General features: G+C 64.5%; 9 protein-coding genes. 3 read left to right on the top strand and 6 right to left on the bottom strand.

The window, feature by feature from the left end; genetic code table 11:
• Entirely contained in the window at positions 1 to 1,278 is a 1,278-nt protein-coding gene (gene mtr, locus ACQKQA_RS09710) for a tryptophan permease (protein WP_427556071.1), read from the top strand.
• A 91-nt stretch (positions 1,279 to 1,369) separates the two neighbouring features.
• On the opposite strand, the gene ACQKQA_RS09705 is transcribed toward mtr, so the two are convergent.
• The 6 genes from ACQKQA_RS09705 to aceK all read right to left on the bottom strand — a co-directional run bounded on the left by ACQKQA_RS09705 (position 1,370) and on the right by aceK (position 11,242).
• Positions 1,370 to 2,713 carry an OprO/OprP family phosphate-selective porin gene (locus tag ACQKQA_RS09705; protein ID WP_427556069.1) on the bottom strand — a complete coding sequence of 448 codons (1,344 nt, stop codon included), beginning with the start codon at positions 2,711 to 2,713 and terminating at the stop codon, positions 1,370 to 1,372.
• Positions 2,714 to 3,128: 415 nt separating this feature from the next.
• Positions 3,129 to 3,362, bottom strand: coding sequence for an anti-sigma factor family protein (locus tag ACQKQA_RS09700; RefSeq protein WP_427556067.1), 234 nt, complete (start codon positions 3,360 to 3,362; stop codon positions 3,129 to 3,131).
• Positions 3,356 to 3,970 (bottom strand): RNA polymerase sigma factor, encoded by a 615-nt coding sequence (locus tag ACQKQA_RS09695; protein ID WP_427556064.1) that lies wholly within the window; start codon positions 3,968 to 3,970, stop codon positions 3,356 to 3,358. Before ACQKQA_RS09695 ends, ACQKQA_RS09700 begins: the two co-directional genes overlap by 7 nt.
• A 62-nt stretch (positions 3,971 to 4,032) precedes the next feature.
• Positions 4,033 to 5,154 carry a beta-ketoacyl-ACP synthase III gene (locus ACQKQA_RS09690; protein WP_427556061.1) on the bottom strand — a complete coding sequence of 374 codons (1,122 nt, stop codon included), beginning with the start codon at positions 5,152 to 5,154 and terminating at the stop codon, positions 4,033 to 4,035.
• A gap of 334 nt (positions 5,155 to 5,488) precedes the next feature.
• Positions 5,489 to 9,400, bottom strand: a complete 3,912-nt coding sequence (hrpA, locus tag ACQKQA_RS09685) for an ATP-dependent RNA helicase HrpA (RefSeq protein ID WP_427556058.1) — start codon at positions 9,398 to 9,400, stop codon at positions 5,489 to 5,491.
• A 120-nt stretch (positions 9,401 to 9,520) separates the two neighbouring features.
• Entirely contained in the window at positions 9,521 to 11,242 is a 1,722-nt protein-coding gene (gene aceK / locus ACQKQA_RS09680) for a bifunctional isocitrate dehydrogenase kinase/phosphatase (RefSeq protein WP_427556056.1), read from the bottom strand.
• Between the two features lie 176 nt (positions 11,243 to 11,418).
• On the opposite strand from aceK, the gene ACQKQA_RS09675 reads away from it, so the two are divergent.
• Together ACQKQA_RS09675 and ACQKQA_RS09670 are read left to right on the top strand one after the other, a co-directional pair.
• Entirely contained in the window at positions 11,419 to 12,333 is a 915-nt protein-coding gene (locus tag ACQKQA_RS09675; RefSeq protein WP_427556053.1) for a DMT family transporter, read from the top strand.
• A 660-nt stretch (positions 12,334 to 12,993) separates the two neighbouring features.
• A complete protein-coding gene (locus ACQKQA_RS09670) occupies positions 12,994 to 16,140 on the top strand; it encodes an autotransporter outer membrane beta-barrel domain-containing protein (protein WP_427556050.1) in 3,147 nt (1,048 codons plus the stop codon).
• Positions 16,141 to 16,247 lie beyond the last annotated feature (107 nt).

The following is a 16,247-nucleotide window of genomic DNA, read 5'->3' as shown; positions in this document are numbered from 1 at the left end:
ATGCGCGGTACATCCATCGCTTCATCCCCTTCGCCCAGCCATTGCACGGCCGCCGAGCGCCGGCCCTCGGTCCTCGGCGGCGCCATGATCATCGGCGGCACCATTGTCGGGGCGGGCATGTTCTCGCTGCCGGTGATGATGTCGGGCCTGTGGTTCCAGGGCTCCCTGGCGGTGCTGGTGCTGTCCTGGTTCTGCACCCTGCACTCGGGGCTGATGATTCTCGAAGCCAACCTCAACTACCGGCCGGGGGCGAGCTTCTCGACCCTCACCCGCGACCTGCTCGGCCGGCGCTGGAGCCTGTTCAACGGCGCCACCCTGGTGTTCGTCCTGTACATCCTGACCTACGCCTATATCTCCGCCAGCGGCTCGGTGATTCGCCACACCGCCCACAGCCTGGGCCTGGAGATTTCCTCCCGGGACGGCGGCCTGGCGTTCGCCCTGGCAGTGGCCCTGGTGGTGTGGCTCAGCACCGCGGCGGTCAGCCGGATCACCAGCCTGGTATTCGGCGCCAAGATCCTCGCCTTCTTCCTCACCTTCGGCGGCCTGCTGGGCGAGGTGCAACCGCAGATTTTGCTCGATCGCGGCAACCCGCAGCCGGACTACCTGCCCTACCTGTTCATGACCCTGCCGTTCTGCCTGACCTCCTTCGGCTTCCACGGCAACGTGCCGAGCCTGGTGAAACACTACGGCAAGGACCCGCGACGCATCCGCGACTGCCTGCTGATCGGCACCCTGATCGCCCTAGTCCTGTACACGGTGTGGATGCTCTGCACCATGGGCACCCTGCCCCGCGAGCAGTTCAAGGAAATCGCCCGCCAGGGCGGCACCATCGATGTGCTGATCAGCGCCCTGGGCAGCATGCTCGACAGCGCCCGGGTCGATCTGCTGCTGACCCTGTTCTCCAACTTCGCCGTGGCCTGTTCGTTCCTCGGCGTCACCCTCGGGCTGTTCGACTACCTGGCCGACGCCCTGGGCTTCGACGACAGCCCGGGCGGACGCCTGAAAAGCGCGCTGGCCACCTTCGTCCCGCCCAGCCTCTGCGCGCTGATCTGGCCGGAGGGCTTCATCCTCGCCATCGGCTTCGCCGGCCTCGCCGCCACCGTGTGGGCGGTGATCACCCCGGCCCTGCTCGCCCATGCCTCGCGCAAACGCTTCGCCAGCCCGCTGTACCGGGTCTGGGGCGGCACGCCGATGATCGTCCTGGTGCTGCTGTTCGGCCTGGCCAACGCCCTGGCCCACCTGTTGTTCAGCTTTGACTTGCTGCCGGTCTGGCGTTGATGCAGGCAAAAAAAAGCCCCGCCGAAGCGGGGCTGAAACGAAAGGAGCTTTAACGGATGAGTAAGAGCTCTTTAACGCGGTTGCAGCAAGATCAGAACACGTACTGGGCGCGGACGATGAAGCCGTCGCCGTCGTCGTCGCCGGTACGCTTGGCCGGGGTGCTGCCGCTGGCGGCTGTGGCGTTGGTGACTTTGTCGGTCTTGGCCTTGACGTAGGTGGCGGAGATTTTCACCGCTTCGTTGGCGTACCAGTTCACACCCAGGTTGTGCACCTTGACCTCGGCATCGCCGACGTCGCGGGTCAGGCTGGCGGTGGTGATGTTGTCGTCTTCGACGGTCATGCTGTCGTAGCGGTAGAACACTTCCCAGGCGCCGAAGGCCTTGTTGGCCGGCTTGATGGCGTCGAACTTGCCGACTTTATAGCCGCGGGCTTCGCCGGTCAGGGTGTAAGCGCCCTGCACGTAGAAACCGTGGCCCTTGATGTCTTCGAAGGCGTTCGAGTCAGCCTTGGTCTTGCGGGTGATGTATTCGCCCTGGATCGAGGCCGGGCCCATGGCGAACGCGGCTTCCAGGCCCAGCGCGGTGTCGCGGTCGTAGGAACCGGCCGGCGAGGTCGAGCTGCCGCCCAGCACCGGACGGTTGCCGTTGGTGCCGGCATCGTTGCCGCCCAGGGTCTCGACGCCGCGCATGCCCATGCGGGTGCGGTAGCGGGAGTCGAACGCGGTGTCGGAGACGTCGCGCGAAGCCACGTTCACACCGAAGTGCAGGACGTTGCCGGCATCGTGCAGCGGCGCGAAAACAAAGCGCCCGTTGACCTGCTTGACACTGTCGCCGTCGGTGTCGTCGGTGTCCTTGCTGAACACGCCGGCCGAGGCATAGAAGGAATCGGCGAAGGTGCTGGAGGCCTGCAGGCCCATGCCGTTCTGGTGGGTGTTGGCCCAGTCGATCATGTCGTAGGCGATGTTGCGTTCCGGCGCGGTGACCCACTTGGAGCTGGTGGCTTTTTCCAGGCCGAAATCCGGGTCGAAGCGGCCGACCTTGATCGACACCGGCTTGAAGCCGTTGTAGGCCAGGGACGCTTCGTCGAAGTAACCGTTATCGGAGTCGCCGGTGTTGTGGGAGAAGTCGTAGTTGATGGTGTAGGCCCAGTCGGTGTACAGCACGCCGGACAGTTCGAGGAAGGCACGACGGAAGTAGGCGGCGTCGGCGGAATCGCCGTTCTTGGTGTACACGCCGTCGAACTTGCTGTAGTCGGCTTGCAGGCGGCCACCGAGTTTGAAGCTGAATTCTTTGTCGGTAGTGGCGACCTCAAGGCCGCCCTTGGTCTTGACTACGATATCGGCGCCGTCGGTGGTGACGGTGCCAGCGAAAGCCTGGGCGGTAACTGCCAGGGCCAGGGCGCTGGCGGCAAAACCGGCGAAGTGCTTACGGATCATCGAAGATTTCCCCTAATTGGTGGTCTGTAGCGCTGGAAAAAACACGCGGGGCTGGCCCGCTGGTGTTGGGAGGGAATCTTGGCGGCGGGTTATTTCAGGGGAGTTGCTGCCATATAAAGATTTGATGACAGCGGAACTTTTTTACTTCGAAATGAAATAAGGCCAAAAAGCCCGCTCCAGAGCCTTGCGCTGGGGATTTCGAGGGTAGAGAGGTGTAGGCGGCGACAAGACCGAAGGCCCTTCGGCGCCCTTCAGAGCCCTGCGGCCGTACCGGCCGATCGCAGCCTGCGCCAGCGGCTACAAAAGCATACAAACCCGCTCTGTGTAGCCGCTGGCGAAGCCTGCGATCGAGCGCGAAGCGGTCGCGCTCTTGAGGACAGCGGCAGCGGCCACAGGGAGCGTTGTCAGGCGGGAATCAGGCGTTGCGATTGCGCTCGGCGGCCAGGCGCGCGGCCAGTTCGTCGACACCAGCCACCGGGGGTTCCGGCAGCTTGCGCAAGGTGGCCTGCATCAACCGCATCTGCCGCACAAAACGCCGGCAATTGGGGCAGAACAACAGGTGATGGCGCTGGATCAGGCGCTGGCGAAAGCTCAGCTGACCATCGAGATAGTCGCTGGAGCGTGCCACTTGTTCCTTGCAGGTCAGCATTGGCCGGTCTCCTCGAAGTGCTCCACCGTGGCAAAGATCTTGAGCCGCGCCCGATGCAGCAGCACCCGGACATTGGAGAGGGAAATGTCCAGAAGATTACAGATCTCTTCCAGCTCCAGGCCCTGGCGTTCGCGCAGGGTCAACACACTGCCTTGCAGTTCCGAGAGGCTGAGCAAGGTGTGTTCCAGGCACTCGCGCAGTTCGGCTTCGGTCAGCAGGGCTTCCGGGGTGTCGGCATGCCAGGCGTACGGGGCCACCAGCCAGTGACCGTCGTCGGGGGAAAAGCGCTCGTCGCCGATGGTGCCGTGGGGGGATGGCAGGTCGTCCAGCAGGACTTCCCGGCGGTTCTGTTTGTAGCGGCTCTTGGCCGAGTTGGCGGTGATGGTCAACAGCCAGGTCTTGAGACTGGAACGCCCCTGGAAACCCGACAGGTTGCGCACCACCGACAGCCAGGCATCCTGCACCACTTCGTCGGCATGACGCTGGCCGACAATGGCGTAGGCCACCGCGCGCATGGCGCTCTGGTAGGTATTGACCAGTTCCTTGTAGGCCTGTTGCTCGCCGGCCAGCAGGCGTTCAAGCAGTTGCGTGTCGTCAGCTGCGGACATTCATCCCTCGTTATCGGTTCAAGGATCGCAGCCGTTCAGGGCGGCCGCGATCCATAAGACTGTCAACGCTTGCGCAGAAGCACACTGCCAATCGAATAACCGGCGCCGAAGGAGCTGAGCACCGCCAGCGAACCGCTCGGCAGGTCGTCCTGGTTCTTGTGGAAGGCGATCACCGAACCGGCCGAACTGGTGTTGGCGTAGGTGTCGAGAATCACCGGCGCTTCCTCGTCGGTCGCCTCGCGGCCCAGGAGCTTCTTGACGATCAGGTGGTTCATGCTGAGGTTGGCCTGGTGCAGCCAGAAGCGCTTCACATCGTTGACGTTCAGTTGGTTCTCCTCCAGGTGCTCGGCGATCAGTTCCGCCACCATCGGGCAGACGTCGCGGAACACCTTGCGGCCTTCCTGGACGAAGAGTTTGTCCGACGCGCCGATGCCCTCTTCCGCGGCGCGGTTGAGGAAGCCGAAGTTGTTGCGGATGTTGTTGGAGAACTTGGTCAGCAACTTGGTGCTGACGATGTCGAACTGGTACGGCGAGGTGGCGAGGTCCGCCCGCTCGACGATCACCGCGGTGGCCGCGTCGCCGAAGATGAAGTGGCTGTCGCGGTCACGGAAGTTCAGGTGGCCGGTGCAGACTTCCGGGTTGACCATCAGGATCGCCCGGGCCTGGCCCAGTTGCACGCTGTTGCAGGCGGCCTGGATGCCGAAGGTGGCCGAGGAGCAAGCCACGTTCATGTCGAAACCGAAACCGGCGATGCCCAGGGCTTCCTGGACTTCGATGGCGATGGCCGGGTAGGCGCGCTGCAGGTTGGAGCAGGCGACGATGACCCCGTCGATGTCCGCGGCGGTCTTGCCGGCGCGTTGCAGGGCCTGTTCGGCGGCGCCGATGGCCATCTGGCAGAGCACCGACCACTCGTCGTTGGAGCGTTCGGGCAGGCGTGGGGTCATGCGTTGCGGATCGAGGATGCCGTCCTTGTCCATGACGAAGCGGCTCTTGATGCCGGAAGCCTTTTCGATGAAGGCCGCGCTGGATTCGGTCAGGGCCTGGATCTCGCCACGCTCGATCGCGGCGGCGTTGTCGGCGTTGAACTGATGCACGTAGGTGTTGAAAGAGTGCACCAGCTCTTCGTTGGAAATGCTGTTGGCCGGGGTGTACAGGCCAGTCCCGCTGATGACGACGTTATGCACGGTCGTTCCTCTAGTCTGATGAGGTAGAAGGTATTGGTACCTTCGTACCAAACCGTAAAGGGTCTATCCCGACGAGCGGAATCGGACCTGGTAGCGCTTTATTCCACGTTGCCCGGGCGGCGAAGGCTCAAAACCGCGGGGCCGGCATTTATGACGGCGAAGTTTGCCATAAACACGGGCGTTTGGCCCCATTGGCACGCTCAATCGCCCCCATCGCCACCGATCCTGTAGCCGCTGGCGCAGCCTGCGATCGAGCGCGAAGCGGTCGCGCTCTTGAGGACCTCGAGGCCCCTGCGGGGCCTATCGCAGCCTGCGGCAGCGGCTACAGGTCGCGTCAGGCTTCCACCTGGCTCCACTGCTTGTTCAGGCGCTTATCGGAAATCGGCGCCTTGGTGCCCAGTTGCTGGGCGAACAGCGATACCCGGTATTCCTCCAGCCACCAGCGGTACAGCTCCAGCTGCGGGTCGCGCTTGCCTTCCTGGGCGTGTTTGCTCGCCCGCGCCTGGTACTGGTTCCACAGGCCGCCCAGCTCCGTGCTCCAGACCCGGTCCTTCTGCACCTGGGCGCCGAGCTTCTCGAAACGCAGTTCGACGGCCTTGAGATAGCGCGGCAGTTCCTTGAGCCATTGCCCCGGGGTTTCGCGGACGAAGCCCGGGTACACCAGGTAGCCGAGCTGCGACTTGATGTCGTTCAGCGCCACCGCCTGGGCCAGGTCGATCTTGCCCTTGAAACGCTTTTGCAGGCCGTGCCACAGCTTGAGGATGTCCAGGGCCAGCCGGGCCAGGCGTTCGGCGTGCTCGGTCCAGTTGCCCCGCTTGCGTTCGGCCAGCGAGGCCAGGCCGGCGCCGTCCCGCGGCAGGCTGTCTTCGCCTTCCAGCACGCAGCTGTCGAGGCTGGCCAGCAGAATGTCTTCCACCAGGGCATCGACACGCCCCAGCTCGCGGTACAGCAGGCCCAGCTCGGTCAGCCCCGGCAGCTTGTTGCGCAGGAACTTCGCCGGCTCGGCCAGCTGTTGCAGCAGCAGGCGCTGCAAGGCCCGGCGATGCTGGAACTCGGCTTCGGCCGGCGTCGAGAAACGCCCTTCCTTGACCGTCCCGGCTTCTTCCACCAAGGCCGGGTACACCGTCATCGACAGCCCGGCGATCTTCTGCTGGGTCTTCTCTGCCACCGCGGCAAACACCTTGGCTTCCACCGGCTGCTGGCTTTTCGCGGTTTGCGGCACCGCCAGCGCGGCCTGGCTGGCTTGCGCAAAACGCGCAGTCAGTTCGGCCAGGTCGCGGCCTTCGCCGAGGAACTTGCCCTGGGCGTCGACGATTTCCAGGTTCATCCGCAGGTGGCTTTCCACCTGCTGCGCCGACTCGGCCCAGGCCTCGTCGCTGACCCGCGCCCCGGTCATGCGCAGCAACTCGCGCCCCAGGGCCTGGGGCAGCGAGCCCTGGGCGAAATCGATGCGCGCCAGGGCCGCCTTGACGAAGTCCGGCACCGGCACGAAGTTCTTGCGCAGGGCCTTGGGCAGGTTGCGCACCAGGGCGATGCACTTGGCTTCCACCAGCCCCGGCACCAGCCACTCCAGGCGCTCGGCGGGCAAGGCCGGCAGCAACGGCGCCGGCACCCGCAGGGTCACGCCGTCCCGGGGATGGTTGGGCTCGAAGTGATAACTCAGGGCCAACTCCAGATCGCCGATGTGCAGGGTGTCCGGATACTGCAGGGCGGTGACTTCGCTGGCCTCCCGGGCCAGCACGTCTTCCTCGCGCATGATCAGCAGCTGCGGGTTCTTCTGGCTGTTGATCCGGTACCAGCTGTCGAAGGTTGCGGTCTGGTGGATCTCCGCCGGCAGGCGCGCGTCGTAGAAGGCGAACAGGGTTTCCTCGTCGGCGAGGATGTCGCGCCGCCGGGCCTTGGCTTCCAGTTCGTCGAGCTGCTCGAGCAGACGGGTATTGGCGCTCAGGCACTTGGCCTTGGACTGGATCTCACCGCGCACCAGGCCCTCGCGGATAAACAGCTCCCGCGACACCACCGGGTCCACCGGGCCGTAGTGCACCGGGCGCCGGCCGACCACGATCAGGCCGAACAGGGTGATCTGCTCATAGGCCACCACCTGCCCGCGCTTCTTCTCCCAATGGGGTTCGAAGTGGTTCTTCTTGATCAGGTGTCCGGCCAGCGGCTCGATCCAGTCCGGCTCGATCTTGGCCACCATGCGCGCATAGAGCTTGGTGGTTTCCACCAGCTCGGCGGTCATCAGCCACTGCGGGCGTTTCTTGCCCAAGCCCGAGGACGGGTGCACCCAGAAGCGCCGCTGACGGGCGCCGAGGTAGTCGCCGTCCTCGGTCTTCTGGCCGATCTGGCTCAGCAGGCCGACCAGCACCGCCTTGTGCAATTTGGGATAGTCGGCCGGTTCCTTGTTCAAGCTCAGCTGCAGGTCGCGGCAGATCAGGCTCAGTTGGCGATGGGCATCGCGCCACTCCCGCAGGCGCAGGTAGTTGAGGAAATTCTTGCGGCACCAGTTGCGCAACGGGCTGGCGCTCAGGGCCTGGCGTTGCTCTTCGAAACCGCGCCACAGATTGACCAGCCCGGCGAAATCCGAGTCCGCGTCCTTCCATTGCGCATGGGCCTGGTCGGCGGCCTGCTGGCGCTCCGGCGGCCGCTCGCGGGGGTCCTGGATCGACATGGCGCTGGCGACGATCAGCACTTCCTGGAGGCTGCCGAGTTTCGCCGCCTCCAGCAGCATGCGGCCCATGCGCGGGTCCACCGGCAGGCGCGCCAGCTGGCGGCCCAGCGGCGTCAGCTGGCTGTTGCGGTCCACCGCCGACAGCTCTTGCAGCAGGTTGAAACCGTCGCTGATGGCCTTGCCGTCCGGCGGTTCGATAAAGGGGAACGCGGTGATTTCACCGAGGCGCAGATGGAGCATCTGCAGGATCACCGCCGCCAGGTTGGTGCGCAGGATCTCCGGGTCGGTGAACTCCGGCCGGCCGTTGAAATCCTCTTCGCTGTACAGGCGCACGCAGATGCCCGGCTCGACCCGGCCGCAGCGGCCCTTGCGCTGGTTGGCGCTGGCCTGGGAAATCGCCTCGATGGGCAGGCGCTGGACCTTGGCCCGGTAGCTGTAGCGGCTGATGCGCGCGGTGCCGCTGTCGATCACGTAGCGGATGCCCGGCACGGTCAGCGAGGTCTCGGCGACGTTGGTCGCCAGGACCACCCTGCGCCCCGGGTGCGACTGGAAGATGCGCTGCTGCTCGGCCGGTGACAACCGGGCATACAGCGGCAGGATTTCGGTGTGTTTGAGCTGTGCCTTGCGCAGCATCTCGGCGGCGTCGCGAATCTCTCGCTCGCCTGGCAGGAACACCAGCACGTCACCCGGGCTGCGGCGTTCGCTGCGCTCATGGGCGGCGATTTCGTCGAGGGTGGCGAGGATCGCCTGGTCCACCGTCAGGTCGTCCTCGACCCGGTTGCCCTCCTCGTCCTGCTCCAGGGTCAGCGGGCGATACCAGGTTTCCACCGGGAAGGTGCGCCCGGAAACCTCGACGATCGGCGCGTCGTCGAAGTGCTTGGAGAAGCGCTCCAGGTCGATGGTCGCCGAGGTGATGATGACTTTCAGGTCAGGACGTCGCGGCAGCAGGGTCTTCAGGTAACCGAGGAGGAAGTCGATGTTCAGGCTGCGTTCGTGGGCCTCGTCGACAATGATGGTGTCGTAGCGCTCCAGGAACCGGTCGTTCTGGGTTTCCGCCAGCAGGATGCCGTCGGTCATCAGCTTGATCAGGGTGTTCGAATCGCTCTGGTCCTCGAAACGCACCTGATACCCCACCAGCGCGCCCAAGGGCGTGGCCAGCTCTTCGGCGACCCGGCTGGCCACACTGCGCGCAGCGATCCGCCGGGGCTGGGTATGGCCGATCAGGCCGTGCTGGCCGCGACCGATTTCCAGGCAGATCTTCGGCAACTGGGTGGTCTTACCCGAGCCGGTTTCGCCGGCGATGATCAGCACCTGGTGCTTGTGCAGCGCGGCCTTGATCTCGTCGCGCTTGGCGGCGATCGGCAGGCTGTCATCGTAGCGGATCGACGGCACGCTGGCTCGCCGCGACACCACCTGGGCGCAGGACGCCTGCATGCGTTCGACCCACTGCGCGAGCTTGGCCTCGTCGGGCTTCTTGCGCAGCTCCAGCAACTGCCGGCGCAACCGGTGGCGGTCGGCGAGCATGGCGTGGTCGAGGTTTTTCAGCAGTTGGTCGATTGCAGGCGAGTCGTCAGTCATCGGGTACGCAAGGGTCGTCTATTTATGCAGGGGGCGGATTGTCGCAGATTTGCGCCGGGAAATGCTGCCTCCGCCCTTCCAGACCAGCCCCGCCCCTGCTGGGAAACGAGGAAAGACGGGTTATTCGTTATCCCACTCCTTGCGCCGGTACGGGAACACATCGATCACCTTGCCGGCGCGAATGGCGTCCTGCAGGCCTTTCCAGTAGTCGGCGTCGTACAGCTCGCCGTGCAACTGGGCGAACAGCTTGCGCTGCCCGGCGTCGGCGAACAGGAACGGCGGGAACTCCTCGGGGAACACGTCCAGCGGGCCGATGGAATACCAGGGCTCGGAGGCCATCTCGTCTTCCGGGGTTCGGGGCGCCGGGATGTGGCGGAAGTTGGCTTCGGTGAGGAAGCAGATCTCGTCGTAGTCGTAGAACACCACCCGGCCATGGCGGGTGACGCCGAAGTTCTTCAGCAGCATGTCGCCGGGGAAGATATTGGCTGCGGCCAGCTGTTTGATCGCCAGGCCGTAGTCCTCCAGCGCTTCGCGCACCTGGGCCGGGTTGGCGTGGTCCAGGTAGAGGTTGAGCGGGGTCATGCGCCGCTCGGTCCAGCAGTGGCGGATCAGCACCGTATCGCCCTCCACCGACACCGTGGACGGCGCGACTTCCAGCAGTTCCGCCAGGCACGCCGGGTCGAACTTGCCCAGGGGAAAACGGAAATCGGCGAACTCCTGGGTATCGGCCATGCGCCCTACCCGGTCGACGCTTTTCACCAGCCGGTACTTCTCGATCACCGTGGCGCGGTCGACGTTCTTCGATGGCGAGAAGCGGTCCTTGATGATCTTGAACACGGTGTTGAAGCCCGGCAGGGTGAACACGCTCATGACCATGCCACGCACGCCCGGGGCCATGATGAACGGGTCGTCGGTGTTGGCCAGGTGGTTGATCAGCGCCCGGTAGAACTCGGACTTGCCGTGCTTGTAGAAACCGATGGAGGTGTACAGCTCGGCGATGTGCTTGCCCGGCAGGATGCGCTTGAGGAAGCCGATGAACTCCGCCGGCACCGGCACGTCGACCATGAAATAGGAACGGGTGAAAGAGAAGATGATCGACACGTCGGCTTCGTCGGTGATCAGCGCATCGATCTGGATGCCCCGCCCCTCGCGGTGCAGCAGCGGGATCACCAGCGGCCATTGCTCGTCGCGGGTGAAAATCCGTCCTACCAGGTAGGCGCCCTTGTTGCGGTACAGCACCGAGGAAAACAGCTCCACCGCCAGCTCCGGGTCCTTGCACACCCAGTCCGGCAGGTTCTCCCGCAGTTGCCCCTCCAGGCGATGCAAGTCGCCGGGCAGGTCGGCATAGGCCTCGCTGAAGCGGTAGTCGACGAATATCTGTTCGAGCATGCTCGACAGCTTGCCCTGCGGCCGGTAGAGGCGGGTCTGCGCGGCCCGGGCGCGGCGCAGGCTCGGGCGCGTGGTGTGGATGAACATGCAGCCGTCGCTGATCAGGTCGTGGCTGAACAGGCCGCAGAAGGCCGAGTTGTACCAGGTCTCGGACAGCTCGTCGTCGAAGCGCAGGTCGATCAGGCTGATGTAGGCGCTTTTCACCAGCGGCCACTGATTGACGTCGAGCAGGGTGTCCAGGTCGAAGGCTCCGCGCAGCCGCGCCACAGTCTCGCCGACCTTTTCCTCGTACAGGTTGATCCGTGCCGCCGAGGCGGTCTGCGCCTCCTGCCACTGCGCCTGTTCGAAACGCGCCCGGGCACCGTCGGTGATCCGGCGAAAGTGCTCGCGGTAGTCGTCGAAGCCATCGAGGATCGTTCGAGCGATTTCGGCGGCGGGCCATTTCTGCGGCATGGTGAGACCTCTGCGGGAATTCGGAAAAGCCTGAGCTTAGCCAGTGAACCGGGTGCAGGAGAAGTGCAATCTTTCCCCGGCTGGCGATCGCCACGGGCAATTCCAGCGCAAGATAGCGATTGCTCGCGGCAGGCCTCTCGGCAACACTTGCGCCCTGCCGAAATGAGGAACCCGTCGTGAGACTTGTCGATACCCTGCGTTTGTTGTCCCTGGCCGCGATCTGGGGCGCCAGCTTTCTGTTCATGCGCATCATCGCCCCAGTCATCGGCAGCATTCCCACGGCGTTCTTTCGCGTCTCCATCGCCGCTGGCGGCCTGCTGGCGATCCTGGCGCTGATGCGGGTCAGCTGGGATTTCCGCGGCAAGTTCAAGACCGTGCTGCTGCTCGGCGTGATCAACTCCGGCATCCCCGCCACCATGTACTCGGTAGCGGCCCTGGTGCTGCCGGCCGGCTACTCGGCGATCTTCAATGCCACCACGCCCTTGATGGGGGTACTGATCGGCGGGCTGTTCTTCCACGAGAAACTGACCCCGGCGAAAATCGCCGGGGTCAGCCTGGGCCTGTTCGGCGTGGGTATCCTGACCCGTGCCGGCCCCATGGCGTTCGACCTGGAACTGCTGCTGGGCGCCCTGGCCTGCCTGCTCGCCACCACCTGCTACGGTTTCGCCGGGTTCCTCGCGCGGCGCTGGCTGGACCAGGCCGGCGGCCTCGACAGTCGCCTGTCGGCCCTGGGCAGCATGCTCGGCGCCAGCTTGTTCCTGTTGCCGGTCTTCGCCTACAGCGCCCTCACTCAACCGCCCGCCAGCTGGGGCGGCTGGAATGTCTGGCTGTCGCTGCTGGGCCTGGGGCTGGCCTGCACCGCCTTTGCCTACATCCTGTATTTCCGTCTGCTGAGTTCGATCGGCCCGGTCAAGTCCATGACCGTGACCTTCATGATCCCGCCGTTCGGGGTATTGTGGGGCGCGTTGCTGCTGGACGAACCGCTGTCCATGGCCCACCTGTATGGTGGCGTACTGATCGCGGCCGCCTTGTGGCTGGTGCTCAAGCCCGGCCCTCGGGCGATCCCGAACCGGGAACTGGCCGAGCGTTGATCGCGGCGCGTTGACCCAAGGCCGCGAGTTGTCATTGAACAGGGTGCACTCGCGGCCTGCCCGGCGGTTCGCCATCTAGTCCGACCACGGCAGTACATATCGAACGGGGTACTTTTATCCTTCGACAAAGAAAACCTTACAACAACAAACAACCGCCACTTTCATCAAGCACCCCCAATACCCCGCCAACTAAGAACACTCCCTCCCAATAAAAACCTTTCCCTTCGAGCTGCTCTTTTATCCATCTCCTTTTTCTCCCTCCTCGACCAACAGCCAGAAAACTTAAGAGAAACCCTGAAAAAAACCCCGTCCCAGACACTTCTTACACAAACACCGATCAACTAACTACAGACAATAAGGATTACTCCCCAGCAACAAACAGATATTTCTGAAAACCTTCAACAAATATCTACACCCTTCTCCCCGCATATATTCCCGCCCTCTTCTTCATTAAGTTACCGGACGCCTCTAACCGTCCCGGACAACTTGAGCAGATATCCAGTTCCTATGAACACAGCACTCAGGTCGTACTTCCAGTATCGATCCCACGGCACTTCATAGCCGAACCACTCCCCACCCGGCTCGCATCGCCCATCCATAACGCGCTCGACGCCGTTTTTTATCCCACGACAACACAGGCACACCCAGGAAAGGAAAACGATGACACGACACAACTTCAGCCCTTCCGGCATCGCCATCGCCGTTGCGCTGGCCTTGAGCTCCCTCAGCCCGGCCACAATAGCCGCCACGACCTGGACCGGCGACGCCCATCACTTTGTTCTGCAAGACCCCAATGACCCCGACTCCAGCATTCGAGTCAATGACAGCAACGCCTGGGAGAATAGTGGCAACTGGAGCAACGGCGCGCCCTCCAGCACCGAGGTGGTCAACATCGATCGACCGTACTCCGGCCGCCATGACGTCGCGCAACTGGACAGCACGCGCACGGTAGGCACCCTGAACGTCGGCACCGTGAACAATGGCCTGGGACAACTGAACGTCGGCGGCAGTGGCAAGCTCACCGTCGGCGACACCTTCACCCTCGGCACCGGGCTGGGCACCAAGGGCAGAGCCACCTTCGACAACGGTGCGACCTTGACCACCGGTGGCGCACTGATCGTCGGCCAGAGCGGATCGGGCACCCTGACCCTCAAAGGCGGTTCCAACACCCGCTCCCAGGGCGACACCGTGATTGGCATGCTGCGTGACGGACAGGGCCAGCTCATTGTCGACGGCAACTCGACACTGACCAGCGACAAACGATTGATTGTCGGTGCCGGCGGCAACGGCTCCCTGGAGATCAAGAACGGCAGCCAGGTCACCAGCCAGGACAGCATCATCGCCTCCGACCAGGACTCCAACGGCAACGCCAGCGTCAGCGGCGCGGGCAGCCTGTGGAAGACTATCGATGGCATGACCTTGGGCCAGAGCGGTATCGCCAGCCTGCTGCTGACCGACCAGGGCACGCTCAGCGTCGGCAACGGCACCCTGCTGATCGCCGAAAACGGCACCTCCAGCGGCACCCTCCATATTGGCGCGGCCAGCGACAACGCCGCCGATGCCAAGGCCGCAGGCCATCTGGAGGCGCAACGGATCGTCTTCGGCAAAGGCCAGGGGCTGGTCCAGCTCAACCACAGTGACCGCGACTACCAGTTCGAGGCCGGCTTCGAAGGCCAGGGCACGATCAACCACATCGCCGGGCAGACCCAGTTCAACGGCGATTCCAGCCAGTTCACCGGCCGCCTGAACGTCAAGGGTGGCGAGCTGTTGCTGAACAACAAGCTGGCCGGCGAAGTGCATGTCGAGCAGAACGCCAGCCTGCATATCGGCGCCCACAACGGCACCGCGGGTGAAGTGCTCAGCGATATCGACAACAACGGCCGCGTCGCCTTCGATCGCCGCAACCGGTACCAGTACGACCAGGTGATTTCCGGCACCGGTTCGGTGGAACAGCTCGGCACCGGCACCACCGTGCTCACCGGCGAGAACACCTACAGCGGCGGCACGCGGATCAGCAACGGTACCCTGCAACTGGGCTCTGGCGAGGACGGCGGCGACACTGGCTCGATCCTCGGCGACGTACAGATCGATGCCCCCGGCAGCCTGGTCTTCAACCGCGCCAACGGCTACCGCTTCGACGGCCAGCTTTCCGGCACCGGCTCCCTCTACAAACGCGGCAACGGGCGTACCAACCTGACCGGCGACAGCTCGGCCTTCACCGGCAAGACCCAGGTCGAGAACGGCATCCTGGCCGTCAACGGCAAGCTCGGCGGCACGGTCGACGTGTACGACAGCGCGATCCTGGCCGGCAATGGCCAGGTCGGCGACGTCACCCTGCACCGCGGCGCCACCATCGCCCCCGGCAACTCCATCGGTACCCTCACCGTGGCGGGCGACCTGAACCAGCACAGCGGCTCGACCTTCCAGGCCGAACTGCTGAGCACCGGCGCCAACGACCGGCTGATCGTCAATGGCTCGGCGCACCTCGAGGACGGCAGCATCATCGACGCCCACAAACTCGACAGTGCCCGCTACCAGCTGGATCGGCGCTACCTGGCGCTCTCGACCGAGCAGGGCCTGACCGGGCGCTACACGCTGACCGGCGATACCTGGGTATCGACCTTCTACGACCTGGTGGACAACTACGACAGCCACAACGCCTATCTCGATGTGCAACAGACGCGCCTGTTCCAGGAAGCGGCCTACACCCCGAACCAGTACGCCACGGCCACGGCCGCGCAAAGCCTGAAGGGCGCAGCGGTGCCGGCCCTGACACCGCCGGTCCACAACAAGCTGTTCGAGGCCATTGCCTACCTGCCCGATGACGAGCAGGCCCGCGATGCCTTCGATCAACTGTCCGGGGAATTCCACAGCTCGGCACGCACGGCGCAGGTCCAGGACAGCCGCCTGGTCCGCGAGGCCGCGAACAATCGTCTGCGTTCGAGTGTCTCCGACCAGCAGGCAAACGCCGCGGACAATGGCCCGAGCACCTGGATCACCACCCTGGGCAGCTGGGGCCAGATCAAGGGCGACACCAACGCCGCCCGACTGCGCAGCGACACCAAAGGCCTGCTCGCCGGTGTCGACACCGCGGTCGGCGACAGCAGTCGTCTCGGGGTCATGGCCGGCTACAGCCGCACCGAACTCAAGACCTCGTCCCGGGACTCGTCGAGCGACAACGACAACATCCACCTGGGGGTCTATGGCGGGACGGCGCTCGGCGCGATCGATGTGCGTGGCGGCATGGCTTACACCTGGAGCCGGATCGACGCCAAGCGTTCGGTGAACTTCGCCGGCTACAGCGACCACCTGAAGTCCAGCTACGACGCCGATACCCTGCAAGCCTTCGGCGAACTGGGGCGGCGCTTCGACCTCAGCCCTTCGGTGCACCTGGAACCTTTCGCCAACCTGGCCTATGTGCAGGTCAAGAGCGATGGCTTCAAGGAACGTGGCGGCCCCGCCGCCCTGCAGGCCAAGCGCGGTTCTGACGAACAGACCAGCACTACCCTGGGCTTGCGCGTCAGCGCCGACAAACAGCTCGACAACGGCAAGCAACTGACTGTCTTCGCCAGCGCCGGCTGGAAACATGCCCTGGACAGCGACTCACCGTCCAACACCTACCGTTTCGACGGCAGCGATGCGTTCCGGGTCGAAGGCATAGCCCTGTCGCGCAACAGCGCGGTGGTCGAAACCGGCGTGGAAGCGCGCATCACCCGCGAGCTGAGCCTGGGTGCCGGCTACAGCGGGCAAATGGGCGACGGTACCAGGGAACACGGTCTGCGGCTGAACGCCAGCTACCGCTTCTGAGCCTCCTCCCGGTGACGGCACGGCGCTCTTGCCGTGTCGGATCCGGGATCGACCGGCAAGGCAGCCTCGGTTGCCTGCCGGTCCCCTCTTCTTGCTTGCCGGAGTCG

Origin of the sequence: Pseudomonas sp. NPDC089530 (genome assembly GCF_050280705.1) — a bacterium.
Classification (GTDB): Bacteria; Pseudomonadota; Gammaproteobacteria; order Pseudomonadales; family Pseudomonadaceae; genus Aquipseudomonas.
This window is presented reverse-complemented; position numbering and strand designations above follow the sequence as displayed.